General features: G+C 70.0%; 18 protein-coding genes and 1 tRNA gene. 8 read left to right on the forward strand and 11 right to left on the reverse strand.

Annotation, left to right across the window (positions count from 1 at the left end; all coding sequences use genetic code 11):
* The first annotated feature begins 4 nt into the window (after window positions 1–4).
* The 6 genes from ACZ6AQ_RS04170 to ACZ6AQ_RS04195 all read left to right on the forward strand — a co-directional run bounded on the left by ACZ6AQ_RS04170 (window position 5) and on the right by ACZ6AQ_RS04195 (window position 4,965).
* Entirely contained in the window at window positions 5–1,111 is a 1,107-nt protein-coding gene (locus tag ACZ6AQ_RS04170) for a hypothetical protein (RefSeq protein WP_468757316.1), read from the forward strand.
* A 3-nt stretch (window positions 1,112–1,114) separates the two neighbouring features.
* The gene (locus ACZ6AQ_RS04175) at window positions 1,115–1,831 is read left to right on the forward strand and encodes a hypothetical protein (RefSeq protein WP_468757317.1); all 717 of its coding nucleotides are present in this window, start codon (window positions 1,115–1,117) and stop codon (window positions 1,829–1,831) included.
* Between the two features lie 153 nt (window positions 1,832–1,984).
* Entirely contained in the window at window positions 1,985–3,430 is a 1,446-nt protein-coding gene (locus ACZ6AQ_RS04180; RefSeq protein WP_468757319.1) for a phage tail protein, read from the forward strand.
* Window positions 3,431–3,507: 77 nt separating this feature from the next.
* On the forward strand, window positions 3,508–4,440 hold the full coding sequence (locus ACZ6AQ_RS04185; RefSeq protein WP_388688040.1) for a peptidoglycan-binding protein: 933 nt from the start codon (window positions 3,508–3,510) through the stop codon (window positions 4,438–4,440).
* Window positions 4,441–4,451: 11 nt separating this feature from the next.
* On the forward strand, window positions 4,452–4,706 hold the full coding sequence (locus ACZ6AQ_RS04190; RefSeq protein ID WP_388688043.1) for a hypothetical protein: 255 nt from the start codon (window positions 4,452–4,454) through the stop codon (window positions 4,704–4,706).
* Window positions 4,693–4,965, forward strand: coding sequence for a hypothetical protein (locus tag ACZ6AQ_RS04195; RefSeq protein WP_468757321.1), 273 nt, complete (start codon window positions 4,693–4,695; stop codon window positions 4,963–4,965). The genes ACZ6AQ_RS04190 and ACZ6AQ_RS04195 overlap by 14 nt, the downstream gene beginning before the upstream one ends.
* A gap of 64 nt (window positions 4,966–5,029) precedes the next feature.
* Here ACZ6AQ_RS04195 and ACZ6AQ_RS04200 read toward each other — a convergent pair whose 3' ends face one another.
* The 10 genes from ACZ6AQ_RS04200 to ACZ6AQ_RS04245 all read right to left on the reverse strand — a co-directional run bounded on the left by ACZ6AQ_RS04200 (window position 5,030) and on the right by ACZ6AQ_RS04245 (window position 18,189).
* Window positions 5,030–8,929, reverse strand: coding sequence for a DNA-directed RNA polymerase subunit beta' (locus ACZ6AQ_RS04200; protein ID WP_388688048.1), 3,900 nt, complete (start codon window positions 8,927–8,929; stop codon window positions 5,030–5,032).
* A gap of 98 nt (window positions 8,930–9,027) precedes the next feature.
* Window positions 9,028–12,510, reverse strand: coding sequence for a DNA-directed RNA polymerase subunit beta (rpoB, locus tag ACZ6AQ_RS04205; RefSeq protein ID WP_388688051.1), 3,483 nt, complete (start codon window positions 12,508–12,510; stop codon window positions 9,028–9,030).
* A gap of 549 nt (window positions 12,511–13,059) precedes the next feature.
* On the reverse strand, window positions 13,060–13,443 hold the full coding sequence (gene rplL, locus ACZ6AQ_RS04210; RefSeq protein ID WP_388688054.1) for a 50S ribosomal protein L7/L12: 384 nt from the start codon (window positions 13,441–13,443) through the stop codon (window positions 13,060–13,062).
* A 111-nt stretch (window positions 13,444–13,554) separates the two neighbouring features.
* Window positions 13,555–14,085, reverse strand: coding sequence for a 50S ribosomal protein L10 (gene rplJ / locus ACZ6AQ_RS04215; RefSeq protein ID WP_388688057.1), 531 nt, complete (start codon window positions 14,083–14,085; stop codon window positions 13,555–13,557).
* 248 nt (window positions 14,086–14,333) lie between these two features.
* Window positions 14,334–15,167, reverse strand: a complete 834-nt coding sequence (locus ACZ6AQ_RS04220) for an SCO4651 family lipoprotein (protein WP_468757322.1) — start codon at window positions 15,165–15,167, stop codon at window positions 14,334–14,336.
* Window positions 15,168–15,292: 125 nt separating this feature from the next.
* Window positions 15,293–16,021, reverse strand: coding sequence for a 50S ribosomal protein L1 (gene rplA / locus ACZ6AQ_RS04225; RefSeq protein WP_015035537.1), 729 nt, complete (start codon window positions 16,019–16,021; stop codon window positions 15,293–15,295).
* 103 nt (window positions 16,022–16,124) lie between these two features.
* Window positions 16,125–16,559 (reverse strand): 50S ribosomal protein L11, encoded by a 435-nt coding sequence (gene rplK / locus ACZ6AQ_RS04230; RefSeq protein ID WP_030208950.1) that lies wholly within the window; start codon window positions 16,557–16,559, stop codon window positions 16,125–16,127.
* 180 nt (window positions 16,560–16,739) lie between these two features.
* A complete protein-coding gene (gene nusG / locus ACZ6AQ_RS04235) occupies window positions 16,740–17,681 on the reverse strand; it encodes a transcription termination/antitermination protein NusG (protein ID WP_468757324.1) in 942 nt (313 codons plus the stop codon).
* A gap of 44 nt (window positions 17,682–17,725) precedes the next feature.
* Window positions 17,726–18,013, reverse strand: a complete 288-nt coding sequence (secE, locus tag ACZ6AQ_RS04240; RefSeq protein ID WP_388688070.1) for a preprotein translocase subunit SecE — start codon at window positions 18,011–18,013, stop codon at window positions 17,726–17,728.
* A 103-nt stretch (window positions 18,014–18,116) separates the two neighbouring features.
* A tRNA-Trp gene (locus ACZ6AQ_RS04245) sits at window positions 18,117–18,189 on the reverse strand.
* Between the two features lie 218 nt (window positions 18,190–18,407).
* Between ACZ6AQ_RS04245 and ACZ6AQ_RS04250 the strand changes: the two genes are divergently transcribed.
* Window positions 18,408–19,634, forward strand: coding sequence for a pyridoxal phosphate-dependent aminotransferase (locus ACZ6AQ_RS04250; RefSeq protein ID WP_468757325.1), 1,227 nt, complete (start codon window positions 18,408–18,410; stop codon window positions 19,632–19,634).
* A 132-nt stretch (window positions 19,635–19,766) separates the two neighbouring features.
* The gene (locus ACZ6AQ_RS04255; protein WP_388688075.1) at window positions 19,767–20,822 is read left to right on the forward strand and encodes an adenosine deaminase; all 1,056 of its coding nucleotides are present in this window, start codon (window positions 19,767–19,769) and stop codon (window positions 20,820–20,822) included.
* Between the two features lie 105 nt (window positions 20,823–20,927).
* Here ACZ6AQ_RS04255 and ACZ6AQ_RS04260 read toward each other — a convergent pair whose 3' ends face one another.
* The gene (locus tag ACZ6AQ_RS04260; RefSeq protein ID WP_468757842.1) at window positions 20,928–21,980 is read right to left on the reverse strand and encodes a UDP-N-acetylmuramate dehydrogenase; all 1,053 of its coding nucleotides are present in this window, start codon (window positions 21,978–21,980) and stop codon (window positions 20,928–20,930) included.
* Between the last annotated feature and the right edge of the window lie 49 nt (window positions 21,981–22,029).

The following is a 22,029-nucleotide window of genomic DNA, read 5'->3' on the forward strand; positions in this document are numbered from 1 at the left end:
GCCGATGGGCAAGGACGTGATCACGCCCGTCTACCGGGCGCTCTTCTGCGACCTGCGCACGGACCAAGTCCTCGACATCCTGCCGCTCACCGACGCCAAGTTCGACGACTTCATCGGCAAGTCGGGGTCGCTGTCCGCGACCGTGCCCCTGCCCGGACCGGACCTGGCGGCACGGGCCAAGGAGGCCCTCCTGCCCGGGCGCACCGCGGTGTGGCTGGAGCGGGACGGGGACATCTGGTGGGGCGGGGTGCTGTGGACCTGCACCCCCGCCTCCGACGAGCAGGGCCGGATGACGGTGCAGTTCCAGGCGGGCACCTTCGACTCCTACCTGGACCACCGCATCCTCTCCACCGACATGGTGGGCACCGCGACCGACCAGTTCGACATCGCGCGGGCCCTGGTCGAGCACGCCCAGGCGCAGGCCGGCGGTGACATCGGGATCAGCCTCGGCGCGGAGATGTCCGGTGTCCACCGGGACTTCGCGTACGGCTACTCGGCCCTGGCCCGCGTCCGCGAGCTGCTCGACAAGCTGGCCCAGCTCGCCGACGGCTTCGAATGGCGCGTCCACTGCTACCGCGACGGCCAGGGCCGCCGCGTCAAGCGGCTCCAGCTGGGGCACCCGGTCATCCGCGGCGGCCGTTCGGACATCGTCCTGGACCATCCGGGACCCGTCCTGTCGTACAGCCTGCCCACGGACTCGACCGTGCAGGCGAACGTCTGGGTCGCCCGCGGCGACTCGGACAACACCGACCAGGCCCAGGACTCCGAACCTCTGACGGTGCAGGAGTCCGAGCCCGGCGACCTCGTGGCCGGCTGGCCACGCCTGGAGCGCACCTCCGACCACAGCGGGGTGAAGGACCCGGAGGTGCTGCGGTCGCTGGCCCGGGCCGAGCTCACCCGGCAGCGCCGGCCCGAGCAGATCCCCGAGCTGACGGTCGTCCTGGACGGCCGGATCACCCCCGCCCTGCTGGGTTCCCTGATCCGGCTGCGCATCCGCGACCTGTGGCACCCGGACGGGCTCGACGCCCGCTACCGGATCGTCGGCCTGGCCGTGAACCCGCCCCAGCGCACCAAGCCGGAGACGGCCACGCTCTATCTGGAAGGGGTGTAACCCTTGGCGATCATTCCCACCGACCTGCTGGACCGCATCCGCGCCCTGGAACGGCAGATCCGGGAGCTGATGGGCAGCGCCAACACCACTCCGGCGCTGAACCAGATCAACAACGGCGAGGTCGTCATCGGCGACGGCGGCCGGCTGCGGGTCCGTTCCGCCGAGGGCGAGGACCTGATCCACATGGGCAGGGTCCAGCCGGACCGCGGCCCGGACAAGCCCCAGCAGGGTCTGATGGTCCGCCGCGACGACGGCTCCCTGGCGCTGACCGTGCGGACGCCGGCGCCGGACCGGCTGAGCACCCAGCCGGTGCAGATCTTCGACCGGTGGGGCAACGTCGTCGTCGCCGACGACTCCGCGCAGCGCGGGCTCGCCCGCCCGTACATCCCGTACGCGCTGCCCCGGCCGGTCGACACGGCCCGCTGGGAGTCCACCGGAAGCGTCGAGTGGACCACGCTCTACAGCGGTCCGGGCATCGTGCAGCACCCGCGCCTGTACGCGCGGATCGCGGTCCGGGGCGCGGCCGGCGCGCAGGTCCGCCTCCTCGTGGACGGCGTCCCGGTGGGCCCCGTCGGCACGCCGGACGCGGACCTGGAGTTCACCGAGCCGCTGTCGGCCGCGTTCAGCGCGACGGTCACCTTCGAGATCCAGGCGAAGGTCGCCGCGGCGGGCGACACGGTCCGCTGCGGCCCGCTCGCGCTGTACGGCGTGCAGTCCTGACGCACGGCACCCGTGCCGGCGGCCGTCGCCCTCCCCCGGGCGGGCGGCGGCCGCCGGCCGGCTCCGCGCCGCGCCGCCCCGCCCGGCGCCCGCGCTCCCCCGCCACCGGCCCGCCGCCGGCCCCGTACCCGCCCAACCGAAGGAGAACGCCCCGTGCTCCCCGCGTCCATCCCGACCGTCCGCGTCACCGCCCGCTACCTGACCCCGGACGGCAGCCCCATGAGCGGCTCCGTCGAGTTCCGCCCGCCGTCCCTGCTGACCCACACCGACGCCGACGTGTTCGTCGGCGGCCCGACCGTCGCCCGGCTGGACGGCGAGGGACGGATCAACGTCGTCCTGCCCGCCACCGACGCCCCCGGCTGGAACCCGGTCGACTGGACGTACCAGGTGACCGAGAAGCTCGGCGGCCTCGGCCGGCTCCGGGCGTACCAGATCGCCCTCCCGGCCTCCCGTCCCTCGGTCGACCTCGCCGACACGGCCCCCGCCGACCCGAACACCCCGCACTACGTGGCCGTGCCCGGACCGGCCGGACCTCCCGGGCAGATGGGCCCGGCCGGGCCGGCGGGCCCGATCCGCTCGGTCAACGGCCGCACCACCCCCGACATCACCCTCACCGCCGCCGACCTGTCGGCCGTCGCCGCCTCCACGGTGGGCACGGCCGGCGGCGTGGCGGCGCTCGGCCCCGACGGCAAGGTCCCCCTCGCCCAGCTGCCGGCCACCGGGGGCGCGGTCTCCTCGGTGAACGGGCAGACCGGCGCGGTCACCCTCACCGCCGCCGAGCTCGGCGCGCTGACCCAGGCGACGGGGGACATCCGCTACCTGGGCATCAACGCCGCCCCGGTGAAGTCGGTCAACGGCCAGGCGGGCGCGGTCCAGCTGAAGGCGTCCGACGTCTCGGCGGTCGCCGCCGGGGACGCGGTGCTCCTGACCGGCGACCAGACGGTGAACGGCGCCAAGACCTTCGCCGCTCCCCCGTCGACCGCGGTCAACCCCACCACCGCCCACCACCTGGTCCGGCGCGGCTACGTCGACGCGGTCTCGGCGGCCGGCACCTGGTCGCCCGCGTCGATGGGCTTCTCCGGCTGGGCGTTCGACCCGGCGGCCTCCTCGGCCAACTCCGTGCAGTACTGCATCAACGGCTGGGTGTACCTGATCGGCGTCCCGCTGCACGCGGCCACCACCGTGAAGAACGTCGTCTTCTACGTGCCCGGGTACGTGGGCGGCACGCTCGGCGCCGCCTCCTTCGCCGGCCTCTACACCGCCGCCGGCGCGAAGGTCGGCCAGACCGCCGCGCTGAACACGGCGCTCACGGCGACCGAGGGCAAGACGTTCGTCCTGCCGCTGACCGCCCAGTACAGCGCCGCCCCCGGCAACTACTGGGTGGCGCTGCTGGTCAACGGCCCGAGCCCGTCCAACAGCGGCCCGGCCTTCATGCGCGGCGCCTCCATGGGCGAGACCCCGGGCGGCAGCGCCCGCATGCCGGGGGCGTTCGTCCGCCACGGCCGGCTGCCCACCACCGGCCAGACCTCCCTGCCCGCCTCGTTCACCCCCTCCACCGTGCTCGCCGACTCCAACGCGATCTGGGCCGCCCTGTCCTGACCGGGCCCCCTCCGCACCACCCGCCCCGTGCCGTCCGAACGGCACGGGGCGTTCTCCTCTCCGAAAGGAGCCCTCGTATGGCCACTCCCCTCACCGCCGACCAGCTGCTCGCCGCGCTGCGCGCCGAAGGCGTCACCGTCGTCGAGCACCGCGAATGGCGCACCCACAACCGCAACCACGTCGGTGCCTGGGGCCCGGTCAACGGCGTGATGATCCACCACACCGTCTCCAGTGGCAGCGCGGCCTCCGTCGAGCTCTGCTACAACGGCTACGCCGAACTGCCCGGCCCCCTGTGCCACGGCGTCATCGACAAGGAGGGCGTCGTCCACCTGGTCGGCAACGGCCGCGCCAACCACGCGGGCGGCGGCGACCCCGACGTCCTGAAGGCGGTCATCGCCGAGAACTACGGGGACCGCCCGCCCGCCACCGACGAGCACCAGGGCAGCGCGGGCGCCGTCGACGGCAACGCCCGCTTCTACGGCTTCGAGTGCGTCAACCTCGGGGACGGCGCCGACCCCTGGCCGGCCGCCCAGCTCGACGCCATCGAACGCGCCTCCGCCGCGATCTGCCGCGCCCACGCCTGGGGAGCCAAGTCCGTCATCGGGCACCTGGAGTGGTCGGACCACAAGAGCGATCCGCGCGGCTTCACCATGCCGGACCTGCGCGGCCGGATCGCCGCCCGGCTCGCCGCCGCCCCGTCGAAGGCGCCCGCCACGAGTCCGGCCGGGCCGTCCGGCGGCGCCCCCTCGGGCGCCCCGCGCCTCCAGCCGTTCCCCGGAAGCGAGTTCTTCACCGGCTCCACCAGCTCCCCGGTGATCACCGCGATGGGCCGCCGGCTCGTCGCCGAGGGCTGCTCCGCGTACGGCGTGGGCCCCGGCCCCCGCTGGACGGAGGCCGACCGGCGCAGCTACGCGAAGTGGCAGCGCAAGCTCGGGTTCCGCGGCGCCGACGCCGACGGCGTGCCCGGCCGCGCCTCCTGGAACGCCCTGAAGGTCCCGTACACCCGGTGAGGAGTCCACAGATGTCCGATGCCGCCAAGCGCACGGCCCGCACGATCGTCCAGACCGCCGTGGCCCTCGCCGTCGTCCTGCCGGCCGTCGTCGACGCCTCCGGCATCCCGGCCACCCTCCCCTGGGCCGCCGGGGCGCTCGCCGTCGCGGGCGCGCTGACCCGCGTGATGGCCCTGCCGGGGGTGCAGCGGCTGCTGCCGTCCTGGCTGCGGAGCGGGGAACCGGACGCCGCCGTCCTCCCGGGGGCCGCCGATGACCGACTCTGACACGTCCCACTCGGGCGACCCGGTGGCGGTCGCCCTGGAACTGGAGCGGCTGCGCGGCACGCTGGAGGCCGGCTTCGCCCGCGTCGACGGGTCGCTGGCCCTGCTGGTCCAGCGCCACGACCAGACGGACAAGCAGCTCGCCGACCACGAGGTCCGGCTCGACTCCCTGGAACGCTCGCGCTGGCCGGTGGCCAGCGTCACCGTCCTGGTGGCGAGCGCCGGCCTGATGCTCACCACCTGGCAGGCCCTCGGCCGCTGAACACGCCGCAGGGCGGTCACCCCGTCGTACACGGGGTGACCGCCCTGCGGTTCAGGCGACTCGCTTACTGGTTGTACGGACCGTAGTCGTAGTCCTCCAGCGGAACGGCCTGGCCGGAGCCCGAACCGAACGGCGAGTAGTCGATGTCGTCGTAGCCGACGGCCGAGTACATCGCGGCCTTGGCCTCCTCGGTCGGCTCGACCCGGATGTTGCGGTAGCGGGACAGACCCGTACCGGCCGGGATGAGCTTACCGATGATGACGTTCTCCTTGAGGCCGATGAGGCTGTCGGACTTGGCGTTGATCGCCGCGTCCGTCAGGACTCGGGTCGTCTCCTGGAAGGAGGCGGCCGACAGCCAGGACTCCGTCGCGAGCGACGCCTTGGTGATGCCCATCAGCTGCGGACGGCCGGAGGCGGGGTGACCGCCCTCGGTGACCACACGACGGTTCTCGGTCTCGAACTTCGACCGCTCGACCAGCTCGCCCGGCAGGAGCTCCGCGTCGCCGGACTCGATGATCGTCACGCGGCGCAGCATCTGCCGGATGATGATCTCGATGTGCTTGTCGTGGATCGACACGCCCTGCGAGTTGTAGACCTTCTGGACCTCGCCGACCAGGTGGACCTGGACCGCGCGCTGACCGAGGATCCGGAGCACGTCGTGCGGGTTGGTGGCACCCACGGTGAGCTTCTGGCCCACCTCGACGTGGTCGCCCTCGCCCACGAGCAGACGGGCACGCTTCGAGATCGGGAACGCCGTCTCGTCGGTGCCGTCGTCCGGGGTGACGACGATCTTCTTGGTCTTCTCGGTCTCCTCGATGCGGACGCGGCCGGCCGCCTCCGAGATCGGGGCGACACCCTTCGGCTGCCGGGCCTCGAAGAGCTCGACGACACGGGGCAGACCCTGGGTGATGTCGTCACCGGCCACACCACCGGTGTGGAAGGTACGCATCGTCAGCTGGGTGCCGGGCTCACCGATGGACTGGGCGGCGATGATGCCGACCGCCTCACCGATGTCGACCAGCTTACCGGTGGCGAGCGAACGGCCGTAGCAGAACGCACACGTACCGACCGCGGACTCACAGGTCAGGACCGAACGGGTCTTGACCTCCTCGACGCCCGCGTTGACCAGGGCGTCGATGAGCACGTCGCCCAGGTCGACGTTGGCCGGCGCGATGACCTTGCCGTCCACGACGACGTCCTCGGCGAGCATCCGCGCGTACACGGAGGTCTCGACGTCCTCGGTCTTGCGCAGGACACCCGTCTCGTCCTTCGCCGCGATCCGCAGCTTCAGACCGCGCTCGGTGCCGCAGTCCTCCTCGCGGATGATCACGTCCTGCGAGACGTCCACCAGACGACGGGTCAGGTAACCCGAGTCGGCGGTACGCAGGGCGGTGTCGGCGAGACCCTTACGGGCACCGTGCGTCGAGATGAAGTACTCGAGGACGGAGAGGCCCTCACGGAAGGACGCCTTGATCGGACGCGGGATGGTCTCGTTCTTCGCGTTCGACACCAGACCACGCATACCGGCGATCTGCCGCATCTGCATCATGTTTCCTCGGGCACCCGAGTCAACCATCATGAAGATGGGGTTCGTCTTGGGGAAGTTCGCGTTCATCGCGTCGGCGACCTTGTTGGTGGCCTCCGTCCAGATCGCGATGAGCTCCTGCGTGCGCTCGTCCTTGGTGATCAGACCGCGCTCGTACTGCCGCTGGACCTTCTCGTCGCGCGCCTCGTAGTCGCGGACGATCTCCTTCTTCGCCTCGGGGACGACGACGTCGGAGATGGCCACGGTGACACCGGAACGGGTCGCCCAGTAGAAGCCCGCCGCCTTCAGGTTGTCGAGCGTCGCCGCCACGATGACCTTGGGGTAGCGCTCCGCCAGGTCGTTGACGATCTCGGAGAGCTGCTTCTTGCCCACCGAGTAGTCGACGAACGGATAGTCCTCGGGCAGCAGCTCGTTGAAGAGCGCGCGGCCCAGGGTGGTGCGCAGGCGGAACGAGTCCCCCTGCTGCCACTCGGGCTCGCCCTCCTCGCGGGCCGGCGGGGTCCAGCCGCGCGGCGGGATGGTGCCCACCGGGAAGCGGATGTCCACCGGCGACTGCAGCGCCAGCTCGCCGGCGTCGAACGCCATGATCGCCTCGGCCGTGGAGCCGAACGCGCGGCCCTCGCCCTTGGTGTCGCGCAGCTCGCCGTCGGTGGTCAGGAAGAACAGACCGAGGACCATGTCCTGGGTCGGCATCGTGACCGGGCGGCCGTCGGCCGGCTTGAGGATGTTGTTCGAGGACAGCATCAGGATGCGGGCCTCGGCCTGCGCCTCCGCGGAGAGCGGCAGGTGGACGGCCATCTGGTCACCGTCGAAGTCCGCGTTGAACGCGGTGCAGACGAGCGGGTGGATCTGGATGGCCTTGCCCTCGACCAGCTGCGGCTCGAACGCCTGGATGCCGAGGCGGTGCAGCGTGGGCGCACGGTTCAGGAGGACCGGGTGCTCCGCGATGACCTCTTCGAGGACGTCGTACACGACCGTGCGGCCGCGCTCGACCATCCGCTTGGCCGACTTGATGTTCTGCGCGTGGTTCAGGTCCACCAGGCGCTTCATCACGAACGGCTTGAAGAGCTCCAGGGCCATGGCCTTCGGCAGACCGCACTGGTGCAGCTTGAGCTGCGGGCCGACGACGATGACGGAACGCGCCGAGTAGTCGACTCGCTTGCCGAGCAGGTTCTGACGGAAACGGCCCTGCTTGCCCTTCAGCATGTCGCTGAGGGACTTCAGCGGGCGGTTGCCGGGACCGGTGACCGGGCGACCGCGACGACCGTTGTCGAAGAGGGCGTCCACGGCCTCCTGGAGCATGCGCTTCTCGTTGTTCACGATGATCTCGGGCGCGCCGAGGTCGAGAAGCCGCTTCAGGCGGTTGTTGCGGTTGATCACGCGGCGGTACAGGTCGTTCAGGTCGGAGGTCGCGAAGCGGCCACCGTCCAGCTGCACCATCGGACGCAGGTCCGGCGGGATGACCGGCACGCAGTCGAGAACCATGCCCTTGGGGCTGTTCGCGGTCTGCAGGAACGCGGAGACGACCTTGAGGCGCTTGAGCGCGCGGGTCTTCTTCTGGCCCTTGCCGGTGCGGATGATCTCGCGGAGGCGCTCGGCCTCCTCCTCCAGGTCGAAGGACTCCAGGCGCTTCTGCAGCGCCGCGGCGCCCATCGAGCCGTCGAAGTACGTGCCGAAGCGGTCACGCAGCTCGCGGTAGAGGAGCTCGTCGCCCTCCAGGTCCTGGACCTTGAGGTTCTTGAAGCGGGACCAGACCTCGTCCAGACGGTCGATCTCGCGCTGCGCGCGGTCGCGCAGCTGCTTCATCTCGCGCTCGGCACCCTCGCGCACCTTGCGGCGCACGTCGGCCTTGGCGCCCTCGGCCTCCAGCTCGGCGAGGTCGTTCTCGAGCTTCTTGGCGCGGGCCTCCAGGTCGGAGTCGCGACGGTTCTCGATCTGCTGGCGCTCGACGGAGACGTGCGCCTCCAGGGAGGGCAGGTCACGCGTACGGCGCTCGTCGTCGACGTACGTGATCATGTACGCCGCGAAGTAGATGACCTTCTCCAGGTCCTTCGGGGCGAGGTCGAGCAGGTACCCGAGGCGCGACGGGACGCCCTTGAAGTACCAGATGTGGGTGACGGGAGCGGCCAGCTCGATGTGGCCCATCCGCTCGCGGCGCACCTTGGCGCGGGTGACCTCGACGCCACACCGCTCACAGATGATGCCCTTGAAGCGGACGCGCTTGTACTTGCCGCAGTAGCACTCCCAGTCCCGGGTCGGACCGAAGATCTTCTCGCAGAAGAGTCCGTCCTTCTCGGGCTTGAGCGTGCGGTAGTTGATGGTCTCCGGCTTCTTGACCTCGCCGTGGCTCCACTGACGGATGTCGTCAGCGGTGGCCAGACCGATCCGGAGCTCGTCGAAGAAGTTGACGTCGAGCACTATGCGTCAATCCCTCTCAGGGTTGTAAGGCTTGGGGTCTGATACGGGGGTCCTGGGGCCGGCGGGCCTTGATCGCTCAAGGCCCGCCGAAACTCCCGTCAGACCTCTTCGACGCTGCTCGGCTCGCGCCGGGACAGGTCGATGCCGAGCTCCTCCGCTGCGCGGAAGACGTCCTCGTCGGTGTCGCGCATCTCGATGGACATGCCGTCCGAGGACAGCACCTCCACGTTGAGGCACAGGGACTGCATCTCCTTGATGAGCACCTTGAAGGACTCGGGGATGCCGGGCTCAGGGATGTTCTCGCCCTTGACGATGGCCTCGTAGACCTTCACGCGGCCGGTCACGTCGTCGGACTTGATCGTCAGCAGCTCCTGGAGGGCGTACGCGGCGCCATAAGCCTCCAGCGCCCACACCTCCATCTCACCGAAGCGCTGGCCACCGAACTGGGCCTTACCACCCAGCGGCTGCTGGGTGATCATCGAGTACGGGCCGGTCGAACGCGCGTGGAGCTTGTCGTCGACCAGGTGGTGGAGCTTGAGGATGTACATGTACCCGACGGAGATCGGGTCCGGGAACGGCTCGCCGGAGCGGCCGTCGAACAGCCTCGCCTTGCCGGTCGGGAGCACCATGCGCTCGCCGTCGCGGTTCGGGATGGTGTGCTGGAGCAGGCCGGCCAGCTCGTCCTCGCGCGCGCCGTCGAAGACGGGGGTCGCGACGTTGGTGCCGGGGGCGACCTTGTCGGCGCCGATCGCCTGGAGGCGCTGCGCCCACTCGTCCGCGAGCCCGGAGACGTCCCAGCCGCGGCTGGCGAGCCAGCCGAGGTGGATCTCCAGGACCTGTCCCGGGTTCATTCGGGACGGGACGCCCAGCGGGTTGAGGATGATGTCGACCGGGGTGCCGTCCTCCAGGAACGGCATGTCCTCGATCGGCAGGATCTTCGAGATGACGCCCTTGTTGCCGTGACGGCCGGCGAGCTTGTCACCGTCGGTGATCTTGCGCTTCTGGGCGACGTAGACGCGGACCAGCTGGTTCACGCCCGGGGGAAGCTCGTCGCCCTCCTCGCGGTCGAAGACGCGCACGCCGATGATCTTGCCGATCTCGCCGTGCGGCACCTTCAGGGAGGTGTCACGGACCTCGCGGGCCTTCTCGCCGAAGATCGCGCGGAGCAGGCGCTCCTCCGGGGTCAGCTCGGTCTCGCCCTTGGGCGTGACCTTGCCGACCAGGATGTCGCCGGCGACGACCTCGGCACCGATGCGGATGATGCCGCGCTCGTCGAGGTCGGCGAGGACCTCCTCGGAGACGTTCGGGATGTCCCGGGTGATCTCCTCGGGGCCCAGCTTGGTGTCACGGGCGTCGACCTCGTGCTCCTCGATGTGGATCGAGGAGAGGACGTCGTCCTGCACGAGGCGCTGCGACAGGATGATCGCGTCCTCGTAGTTGTGGCCCTCCCACGGCATGAACGCCACGAGCAGGTTCTTGCCGAGCGCCATCTCGCCGTCTTCGGTGGCGGGGCCGTCGGCGAGGACCTGGCCCTCGACGACGCGGTCGCCCTCGTCCACGACGACCTTCTGGTTCACCGAGGTGCCCTGGTTGGACCGGGAGAACTTGTGCAGGCGGTACGTGATGTACGTGCCGTCGTCGTTGGCGACCGTGATGTAGTCGGCCGACAGCTCCTGGACGACACCGTCCTTCTCGGCCTTGAGCACGTCGCCGGCGTCGGTGGCGCAGCGGTACTCCATGCCGGTGCCGACGAGCGGGGCCTCCGACTTAATCAGCGGCACCGCCTGACGCATCATGTTCGCGCCCATGAGGGCGCGGTTGGCGTCGTCGTGCTCCAGGAAGGGGATCATGGCGGTCGCGACCGACACCATCTGGCGCGGCGAGACGTCCATGTAGTCCACGTCCGACGGCTCGACGTAGTCGACCTCGCCGCCGCGCTTGCGGACCAGGACGCGGTTCTCGGAGAAGCGCAGGTCGTCGTCGAGCGCGGCGTTGGCCTGCGCGATGACGAAGCGGTCCTCCTCGTCGGCGGTGACGTAGTCGACCTCGTCGGTGACCTGGCCGTCGACGACCTTGCGGTACGGCGTCTCGATGAAGCCGAACGCGTTGACGCGGCCGTACGAGGCGAGCGAACCGATCAGACCGATGTTCGGGCCTTCGGGGGTCTCGATCGGGCACATGCGTCCGTAGTGGGACGGGTGCACGTCTCGGACCTCGAAGCCGGCCCGCTCGCGGGACAGACCACCGGGACCCAGCGCCGAGAGACGACGCTTGTGCGTCAGACCCGACAGCGGGTTGTTCTGGTCCATGAACTGCGACAGCTGGCTGGTGCCGAAGAACTCCTTGATGGAGGCGACGACCGGCCGGATGTTGATCAGGGTCTGCGGCGTGATCGCCTCGACGTCCTGCGTGGTCATGCGCTCGCGGACGACGCGCTCCATCCGGGCCAGACCCGTGCGGACCTGGTTCTGGATGAGCTCGCCGACGTTGCGCAGACGACGGTTGCCGAAGTGGTCGATGTCGTCGGTCTCGACGACGATCTCGTTGCCGTTCTCACCGATCGTCTCGGTCTCGCCCGCGTGGAGCTTCACGAGGTACTTGATCGTGGCGATGATGTCGTCCGTGGTGAGGACGCCGGCGTCCAGCGGCTCGTCCGCGCCGAGCTTCTTGTTCACCTTGTAGCGGCCGACCTTCGCGAGGTCGTAGCGCTTCGGGTTGAAGTAGAGGTTCTCGAGCAGCGTCTGGGCGGCCTCGCGGGTCGGCGGCTCGCCCGGGCGCAGCTTGCGGTAGATGTCGAGCAGCGCGTCGTCCTGGCCCTGGGTGTGGTCCTTCTCCAGGGTGGCGCGCATGGACTCGTACTCGCCGAACTCCTGGAGGATCTGCTCGGTGGTCCAGCCGAGGGCCTTCAGGAGGACGGTGACGGACTGCTTGCGCTTGCGGTCGATGCGGACACCGACCAGGTCGCGCTTGTCGATCTCCATCTCCAGCCAGGCACCCCGGGAGGGGATGATCTTGGCGGAGAAGATGTCCTTGTCGGACGTCTTGTCGATCGAGGAGTCGAAGTAGACGCCGGGCGAGCGGACCAGCTGCGACACCACGACACGCTCGGTGCCGTTGATGACGAAGGTGCCCTTGTTGGTCATGAGCGGGAAGTCGCCCATGAAGACCGTCTGGGACTTGATCTCGCCGGTCTCGTTGTTGGTGAACTCGGCGGTGACGAAGAGCGGGGCGCCGTACGTGAAGTCACGGTCCTTGCACTCGTCGATCGAGTTCTTCGGCGGCTCGAAGCGGTGGTCGCGGAAGGTCAGCGACATCGACCCGGAGAAGTCCTCGATCGGGGAGATCTCCTCGAAGATCTCCTCCAGGCCGGACTTCGTGGGGACGTCCTGTCCCGACTCAAGGGCAGCCTCGACGCGAGCCTTCCAGGCGGCGTTGCCGAGCAGCCAGTCAAAACTCTCGGTCTGCAGCGCGAGGAGGTTCGGAACCTCGAGGGGCTCCTTGATCTTTGCAAAGGAGATGCGCAGCGGGGCGGTGCTTGCGCCGTTGTTCGTATTGGTCGAGGCGTTGCGCGAGGCGGCCAAGAGGGGGTCCTTCCGAGGGCTCGGACTCACTACGCGCGTACCGGTCCCCAGCAGTGCTTCACGGCAGACGTTTCCTGATGTGACCGAAAGGCCAGGTCAGACGGGGTCGGACGGTGAAGCGGATGCGAAGGTATGCCCCTGGTGACGGGCAGGGGGCAGCTAACAGGCAGCGCAAAGGGTCAGTGTAGCCACTTGGCTCACTGATGTCCAGGGCGAGATCTTCGCGACCCTCGTTGCACTCAACTCCGCTGCACCTCGCGCCGTGTGGCGCACCTCGATACTGCCCGTTCCGCCGTCGATCCATGCCTCGGATACGGATCGTTGTGACGACGCGTCCTGAGAATTGCGCGCTGCGTGCGGTTCGTCAAGGGCTCCCGCTCCGCGAGGCGCACGGCGAAGATCACCATACTCCGCTTCCGGCGGCCCCCAGGACCCCCGCCGCGCCCGTCGCCGGGAACGCCGAAAGGCGACCACCCATGTGGATGATCGCCCTTCGGTGCTCCCGCGTTACACGGGAGCGTGAGTCTGCTTCAGCGACTCGAAACGGTCTTACTTGACCGTGACGGAGGCACCGGCGGCCTTGAGGGCCTCGGCGGCCTTGTCAGCGGCCTCCTTCGCGACCTTCTCGAGGACCGGCTTCGGGGTGCCGTCGACGAGGTCCTTGGCCTCCTTGAGGCCCAGGGAGGTGAGCTCGCGCACGACCTTGATGACCTGGATCTTCTTGTCGCCGGCACCCTCGAGGATGACGTCGAACTCGTCCTGCTCGGCCTCGGCCTCGGCCGGGGCACCGGCAGCGGCGGGACCGGCGACGGCGACGGCCGCGGCGGCGGTGACGTCGAACTTCTCCTCGAAGGCCTTCACGAACTCGGAGAGCTCGATGAGGGTCATCTCCTCGAACTGGGCGAGGAGGTCGTCCTGAGAGAGCTTCGCCATGATGGGCGATCCTTCCAACTAATTCGGCAGGTGCCGGATGTGTGTAGAGGCGGGCGTAACGGCCCGCTGCGACCCGCGCGCTAGGCGGCGCGGATCAATGCGCGAGCCGAATTACTCGGCACCGCCCTGCTCGGCGAGCTTGACGCGAAGCGCCTCCGCGGTGCGGACGAACTTCGACGGCAGCGCCTGGAAGAGCGAGGCAGCCTGGGACTGCTTGCCCTTGAACGCGCCGGCCAGCTTGCTGAGCAGAACCTCGCGGGACTCGAGGTCCGCGAGCTTCTTGATCTCATCGGCGGAGAGCGCCTTGCCATCAAGGACACCGCCCTTGATGATGAGATTCGGGTTCTCCTTGGCGAAGTCACGCAGGCTCTTCGCCGACTCCACCGGGTCACCGGTGATGAAGGCGACCGCGGTCGGACCAGCGAAGTGCTCGTCCAGCGCGGTGATCCCGGCCTGGTTGGCCGCAATCTTGGTCAGCGTGTTCTTCACCACGGCGTACTGGGCGTTCTCACCGAGCGAACGACGCAGCGTCTTGAGCTGCGACACGGTGAGACCCCGGTACTCGGTCAGCACGGCGGCGTTCGAGCTGCGGAACTGGTCCTCAAGCTCGGCCACCGCGGCAGCCTTGTCGGGCCTTGCCATAGAGCGTCGGCCTCCTTCCGGGTGATGAGGACCGCTCAGAAGGGGCTGACAAAACAAAACGCCCCGGCGCAGGCGCTCGGGGCTCAGCTCGACCGCGTCACGAGGACCCGGGAACTCTTCCACAATCACCTGCGCGGGTCGTTCGCGTCTCAGCGAATCCTTCGGCCACCGCGCCTTGACGGCACAGCGACGACCAGCGGTCTTTGGCTTCTGTGGAAGAGTACGCGACCGGGTCGGCCAGGGGCAAATCAGCCCTGACTGCGGCTCCCGCCGATCTTCTTCAGGAGCTCCGCGAAGCCGAACGTGTCGCCGGCGGCCGGGGCCCGGACGCCGGTCCGGGCGCCGTAGCCGGTGTAGGTCGTGGTGAGCTTCGTCAGCGCCCCGTCGGCCTCGGTCCGGACGCTCGTCCGCACGGGCCGGCCGTCCGTGCCGATCCAGACCTCCATCTCTCTGCCTCCCGGGAGCTCCCCCTCGTACACCTGTGCCGCGACGGCGGAGCCCTTGGCGGGGCCGAGGTGCTTCAGCGTCGGGGAGGCGGCGAGGAGGCCGAGCTCTCCGGCCGGGTCCTGGTTCACGCCGTTCAGTCCGGCGGTCAGCTGGGTCGCGAGGCCGTCCTCCGCGCCCACCTCCGCGGGATCGACCTTCATCCAGCGCTTGCCGCCCGTCTGCGCGGTCTGCGCGGCGCCCACGTCCACGTAGGTCACCCCGCCGACCGCGAGCACGCGCGTCTCGGCGGGGGCGCCGGGCACGTCGGCCAGGTAGGTCGAGTCGGTGACCTTCAGGTCCGCGGTCGCGGGCTTCCAGCTCCGGACGCCGGTGAACGTGCTGCTGCCGGGCGCCCGGCCGCCGCTCACCGAGAGGCGCATCTCGACCCTGGCGCCTCCGGCCCCCGCGGTCTTCTCGGAGGCGGCCCGTACGGCCTTCGCCGCCTCCTCGCGGCTCTGCGTGCCCGGCGTCGCCGTCGCGGACGCGGAGCCGGCCGCCTTCTTCGTACCGCCGCCGTCCTCGCACCCCGCGACGCCCGTCGCGACGGCCAGGACCGCCAGGACGGCGATCGCGCGCTTCCGTACGGACCCGTTCATGCGTCCCCCCACTTCTCGTTCCCCCTCTTGACCGGGGGCCTGCGGCCCCGAACGTAACAAAGAACCGGCCCCCGCCCCTCCGAGGAGGGGCGGGGGCCGGTGACCACTCAGTGAACCCGGGGGGTTCAGACCGCGGCCGGGTCCTCCTCGACGAGGAGGTTGCGGGTGCGGTTGGAGTCCAGCGGGATGCCGGGGCCCATCGTCGTCGTCAGGGTCGCCTTCTTGATGTAGCGGCCCTTGGCGGCGGACGGCTTCAGACGGAGGATCTCCTCCAGGGCCGCAGCGTAGTTCTCGACCAGCTTCGTCTCGTCGAAGGAGACCTTGCCGATGATGAAGTGCAGGTTCGAGTGCTTGTCGACGCGGAACTCGATCTTGCCGCCCTTGATGTCGTTGACGGCCTTGGCGACATCGGGGGTGACGGTGCCGACCTTGGGGTTCGGCATGAGACCACGCGGGCCGAGGACGCGGCCGAGGCGGCCGACCTTGCCCATGAGGTCCGGGGTGGCCACCACGGCGTCGAACTCGTTCAGGCGGTTGCCCTTGGAGATCTCGTCGATGAGCTCGTCGGAGCCGACGATGTCGGCGCCCGCGGCGATCGCGGCCTCGGCACGGTCACCGGTCGCGAAGACCAGGACCCGGGCGGTCTTGCCGGTGCCGTGCGGAAGGTTCACGGTGCCACGGACCATCTGGTCGGCCTTGCGCGGGTCGACACCCAGGCGGAAGGCGACCTCGACGGTGCCGTCGAACTTCGTGGTGGCGGTGTCCTTGGCGAGACGGACGGCCTCGAGGGGAGCGTAGTTCCGCTCGCGGTCGACCTTGGCGTCCGCGCCGCGGAGAGCCTTGCTGCGCTTCACTTCTTCTCCTGTGGAGTTGCGCCACACGGCTCGGCCGCGTGGCAGGTGTGGAGTCGTGGTGGGGGCCAGCGCTCGGCCCTCCCACTGGTCACGAGGGGGGTGATCAGCCCTCGACCGTGATGCCCATGGAACGGGCGGTGCCGGCGATGATCTTCGACGCGGCGTCCAGGTCGTTGGCGTTCAGGTCGGGCAGCTTGACCGAGGCGATCTCGCGGACCTGGGCGGCCGTGAGCTTGGCGACCTTGGTCTTGTGCGGCTCGCCGGATCCCTTGTCCACACCAGCGGCCTTGAGGATCAGCTTCGCGGCCGGCGGAGTCTTGGTGATGAAGGTGAAGGAACGGTCCTCGTAGACCGTGATCTCCACCGGCACGACCATGCCACGCTGCGACTCGGTCGCGGCGTTGTAGGCCTTGCAGAACTCCATGATGTTGACGCCGTGCTGACCCAGCGCGGGGCCGACCGGCGGGGCCGGGTTGGCCGCGCCGGCGTTGATCTGGAGCTTGATAAGCCCCGTGACCTTCTTCTTCTTGGGAGGCATTGCTCTCTCCGGGTCCTAGTGAGAGTGTTCAGCCCGCCGTCCGGTCATCCGGATGGAGGCATACCGCACAACGATAACGGGTATAGAAGCGCGGCTAAAAACCGAGCAGGTCAGAGCGTCCCCCGCGAGCGGGGATACCCCCAGCGAGAGCCGCTCTGACCTGGACGGAAAACCGTGGGATCAGTTCTTCTGGATCTGGTCGAAGCTGAGCTCGACCGGGGTCTCGCGACCGAAGATCTCGACGAGGCCCTTGACCTTCTTCGAGTCGGCGTTGATCTCGTTGATCGTGGCCTGGAGGGTCGCGAAGGGGCCGTCGGTGACGGTGACCGAGTCGCCGACCTCGAAGTCCAGGACCTGGACCTCCAGCTTGCGGGCCGGAGCCGGCTTGCCCTCGGCCTCGGCGGCCTCGCGGGCGGCCTTCTCCTCGGCCTCCGGGGCGAGCATCTTGACGATCTCGTCCAGGGTCAGCGGGTACGGGTCGTAGGCGTTGCCCACGAAGCCGGTGACGCCGGGGGTGTTGCGGACGACGCCCCAGGACTCGTTCGTCAGGTCCATGCGGACGAGCACGTAACCCGGGAGCTTGTTCTGCTTGACGTTCTTCCGCTCGCCGCCCTTGATCTGGACGATCTCTTCCTCGGGGACCTCGGCCTGGTAGATGAAGTCCTCGACGTTGAGCGAGACGGCGCGCTGCTCCAGGTTGGCCTTCACGCGCTTCTCGTAACCCGCGTAGGTGTGGATGACGTACCACTCGCCGGGAAGGGTGCGCAGCTCCTCGCGGAGCGCGGCGACGGGGTCGACCGGCTCGGCCTCCTCCGCGGCTTCCTCGACCTCGACCTCGGCCTCGGCGTCCTCGTCGGTCTCGACGGCCTGCGGGGCTTCGGCGTCCTCGGCCCCGTCGGACTCGGCGTCGTCGCCGGACCCGTCGGCCGCGGCGGTGCTCGTCTCGTCGCCCTCGTCGTCGCCGGACTCGTCGTCCTCGGCCTCGGGAGCGGTCTCCTCGGCGGCCTCGCCCGCGATGTCGTCAGCAGCGTCGGCCTGGTCCTCGTCGGCGGCCTCGACGATGTCCAGCTCGTCCTCGACGGACTCGGACTCGAAGGCGTCGTTCAGGTTCGCGTCAGACACGGTGGCTGCTTCTTCCTGCGATACAGATGGGGTGGAACAAAAAGTCAGCCGAAGACGTACTTGACTGCTTCCTGGAAGCCATAGTCAATCACGGTGACGAGGCCGATCATGATGACGACGAAGAGGATCACCACAGTGGTGTACGTCGACAGCTGGCTGCGCGTGGGCCAGACGACCTTGCGGAGCTCCGCGATGATCTGGCGGTAGAAAAGCGCGAGACGGCCCAGAGGACCCTTCTTGCCGCGCTTTCCGCCCTTACGGGACTTCTTCTTCGACTCTGCGGCCTCGTCGTCGGCATCAGGCATGTCGATGGAGCCTACGGCGTCCGTCACGATCTCTCACCTGATTCCGGGTCGGCCGTGCCGCGCCCGGGTGGAGCCGCACGGCGGTGCAATGAAGTACGTACATGCGCACAACACCTGGCGGTGTGTGTAGCAGGGCCGGAGGGACTTGAACCCCCAACCGCCGGTTTTGGAGACCGGTGCTCTACCAATTGAGCTACGACCCTTTGTCGGTACCCACCAACCTACCGCATCGTGCGACGTGGTTCGGCGCGGGCCAACGAGCAGTGAGCATACGTGGTGATGGGCCCCTACGTCGAACAGAAAGCGCCCGGAAGGCGCGTCGGCCCGCTCGGGAACGCGCGTACGACCGGGAATGACCGTTCCTGTCCGGTCCGTGAAACCTGTGTGTCCGGCCCCGAAGCGGTCTGGGACGATGGGCCGCATGAGCGCTGCTACCCCTCCCACCGAGCGTCGGGTCTCCGCCCGGATCGGTGCGATCTCCGAGTCCGCCACCCTCGCCGTCGACGCCAAGGCCAAGGCCCTCAAGGCCGCCGGCCGTCCGGTGATCGGTTTCGGCGCGGGCGAGCCCGACTTCCCGACCCCGGACTACATCGTCGAGGCGGCCGTCGAGGCGTGCAAGAACCCGAAGTACCACCGCTACACCCCGGCCGGCGGCCTGCCCGAGCTGAAGGCCGCCATCGCCGCCAAGACGCTGCGCGACTCCGGCTACGAGGTCGACGCCTCCCAGGTCCTGGTGACCAACGGCGGCAAGCAGGCGATCTACGAGGCGTTCGCCGCGATCCTCGACCCGGGCGACGAGGTCATCGTCCCGGCTCCGTACTGGACGACGTACCCCGAGTCGATCCGGCTCGCGGGCGGCGTCCCGGTGGAGGTCGTGGCCGACGAGACGACCGGCTACCGGGTCTCGGTGGAGCAGCTGGAGGCGGCCCGCACGGAGAAGACCAAGGTCGTCCTCTTCGTGTCGCCGTCCAACCCGACCGGCGCGGTCTACAGCGAGGCGGACGCCGAGGCGATCGGCCGCTGGGCCGTCGAGCACGGCCTGTGGGTCCTGACGGACGAGATCTACGAGCACCTGGTCTACGGCGACGCGAAGTTCACCTCGCTGCCGGCGATCGTGCCCGAGCTGCGCGACAAGTGCGTCGTGGTCAACGGCGTGGCGAAGACGTACGCGATGACGGGGTGGCGCGTCGGGTGGATCGTGGGCCCGAAGGACGTCGTGAAGGCCGCCACGAACCTGCAGTCGCACGCCACCTCCAATGTGAGCAACGTCGCGCAGATCGCGGCCCTCGCCGCCGTCTCCGGGAACCTGGACGCGGTCGCGGAGATGCGCACCGCCTTCGACCGGCGCCGCCGGACCATCGTGCGGATGCTCAACGAGATCGAGGGCGTGTACTGCCCGACCCCCGAGGGCGCGTTCTACGCGTACCCGTCGGTGAAGGCGCTCCTCGGCAAGGAGATCCGCGGCAAGCGCCCGCGGACCTCGGTCGAGCTGGCCGCCCTGATCCTGGACGAGGCCGAGGTCGCGGTCGTGCCGGGCGAGGCGTTCGGCACCCCGGGCTACCTGCGCCTCTCGTACGCGCTCGGTGACGAGGACCTGGCGGAGGGCGTGTCCCGGATCCAGAAGCTGCTCGCGGAGGCGACGGAGTAGAAGAACAATCCTCGAATTCGGTGATTGCCCGGGCCCCGGTTCTTCGGAACCGGGGCCCGTTTCTGCGTTCGGACGGGCCACGATCGGGGAAAGCGGGTGTTCCCGGTCATTCGCGTACGGCAGGATCGATCGATGCTGGCCTTTTCCGAGGGACACCCCCCGAACTCCCCGAACGACTCCCGCGACCTCACCCTGTTGCCCAAGGCCCACCTGCACCTGCACTTCACCGGTTCGATGCGGCCCACGACGCTGATCGAGCTGGCCGACAAGTACGGCGTGCACCTCCCCGAGGCGCTGAGCGGCGGCACGCCCCCCGAACTGCGGGCGACCGACGAGCGCGGCTGGTTCCGCTTCCAGCGGCTCTACGACATCGCCCGCTCCTGCCTGCGCTCCCCCGAGGACATCCGGCGGCTGGTCCGCGAGGCGGCCGAGGAGGACGTCAGGGACGGTTCGGGGTGGCTGGAGATCCAGGTCGACCCCACCTCGTACGCGCCGCACCTCGGCGGGCTCATCCCGGCGCTCGAGGTCATCCTGGACGCGGTCGAGTCGGCGTCCCGCGACACCGGCCTGGGGATGCGGGTCCTGGTGGCCGCGAACCGGATGAAGCACCCCCTGGACGCCCGCACCCTGGCCCGGCTCGCGGTGCGGTTCGCGGACCGGGGCGTGGTGGGCTTCGGGCTCTCCAACGACGAACGGCGCGGCCTGGCCCGGGACTTCGACCGGGCGTTCGCGATCGCCCGGGACGGCGGCCTCCTCGCCGCCCCGCACGGCGGCGAGCTGGCGGGACCGGCGTCGGTGCGGGACTGCCTGGACGACCTGCGGGCGGCGCGGATCGGCCACGGGGTGCGGGCGGCGGAGGACCCGCGACTGCTGCGGAGGCTCGCGGAGCGCGGGGTGACCTGTGAGGTCTGCCCGGCGTCGAACGTGGCCCTCGGGGTGTACGAGAGGCACGAGGACGTCCCCCTGCGGACCCTGTTCGAGGCGGGCGTGCCGATGGCGCTCGGCGCCGACGACCCGCTCCTCTTCGGGTCGCGGCTCGCGGCCCAGTACGAGATCGCCCGCCGGCACCACGGGTTCACGGACGCGGAGCTGGCGGAGCTGGCCCGGCAGTCGGTGCGGGCCTCGGCGGCGCCGGAGGGCGTCCGGGCGAAGCTGCTGGCGGGGATCGACGACTGGATCGGCGGCTGACCCCCCTCGGCGGGGCGAGGGGGGCGCGGGCGGAGTCGTCGCGGGAGCCCGGCGCGGCCGGGGAGGTCCGCCCGGGGAAGAGCGGGCGTCGTGTCGGCCCCCGCGTCAGAGGGTGACGCCCACCGTCACCGGTTCGTTGACGAGGGTGATCCCGAACGCCTCGCGCACGCCCGCGACGACCTCGCGGGCGAGGGCCAGCAGGTCCTCGGTGGTCGCCCCGCCCCGGTTGGTGAGGGCGAGGGTGTGCTTGGTGGAGATCCGGGCGGGCCCTGAGCCGTACCCCTTGGTGAACCCCGCCCTGTCGATCAGCCAGGCCGCCGAGGTCTTGAAGCCGTCGCCGGCGGGGAAGGCCGGCGGGGCGACGTCCGCGCCGAGCCGCTCGGCCACGCGCGCGAGGAACGCCTCGTACGCGTCCGCCGTGAGGACCGGGTTGGTGAAGAAGGAGCCGGCCGACCAGGTGTCGTGGTCCTCCGGGTCCAGGACCATGCCCTTGCCCGCGCGCAGCTTCAGGACGGTCTCGCGGGCCCGGTCGGCCGGGACGCGGTCGCCGACCCCGACGCCGAGGGCGCGGGCGGTCTCGGCGTACTTGACCGGCGCGGAGAGCCCGCCGGCGTCCTCCAGGCCGAAGCGGACCCACAGCACGACGTACCGCTCGGGGTGCTCCTTGAAGAGGCTGTGCCGGTACGAGAAGGCGCACTCGGCGTTGGTGAGCGTGACCGTCTCGCGCGCGGTCCTGTCGTACGCGACGACCTCGGTGACGGTGGCGGAGACGTCCTGCCCGTACGCGCCGACGTTCTGGATCGGGGTGGCACCGGCCGAGCCGGGGATGCCGGCCAGGCACTCGATCCCGGCGAGCCCGGCCTCGACGGTCCGCGCGACGGCGTCCGTCCAGACCTCTCCGGCGGCCAGCTCCAGACGGGTCCCGTCGAGGGAGAAGCCGGTGGTGGCGATCCGGAGCGCGGTGCCGTCGAAGCCCTTGTCCCCGATGACCAGGTTGGAGCCGCCGCCGATGATCAGCAGCGGCGTCCCGGCGTCGTCGGCCTCACGGACGGCCGCGACCACCTCGTCGTCGGTGGTGGCGGTGACGAGACGGGTGGCGGGGCCGCCGAGACGGAAGGTGGTGAGGGGGGCGAGGGGGGCGTCGTTGAGGAGCTGCACGGGGCCAAGCGTACGTTCCATCCGCGGATGAAAGATTTCATCCGCGGAT

It is taken from the genome of Streptomyces sp. NPDC041191 (assembly GCF_055591945.1).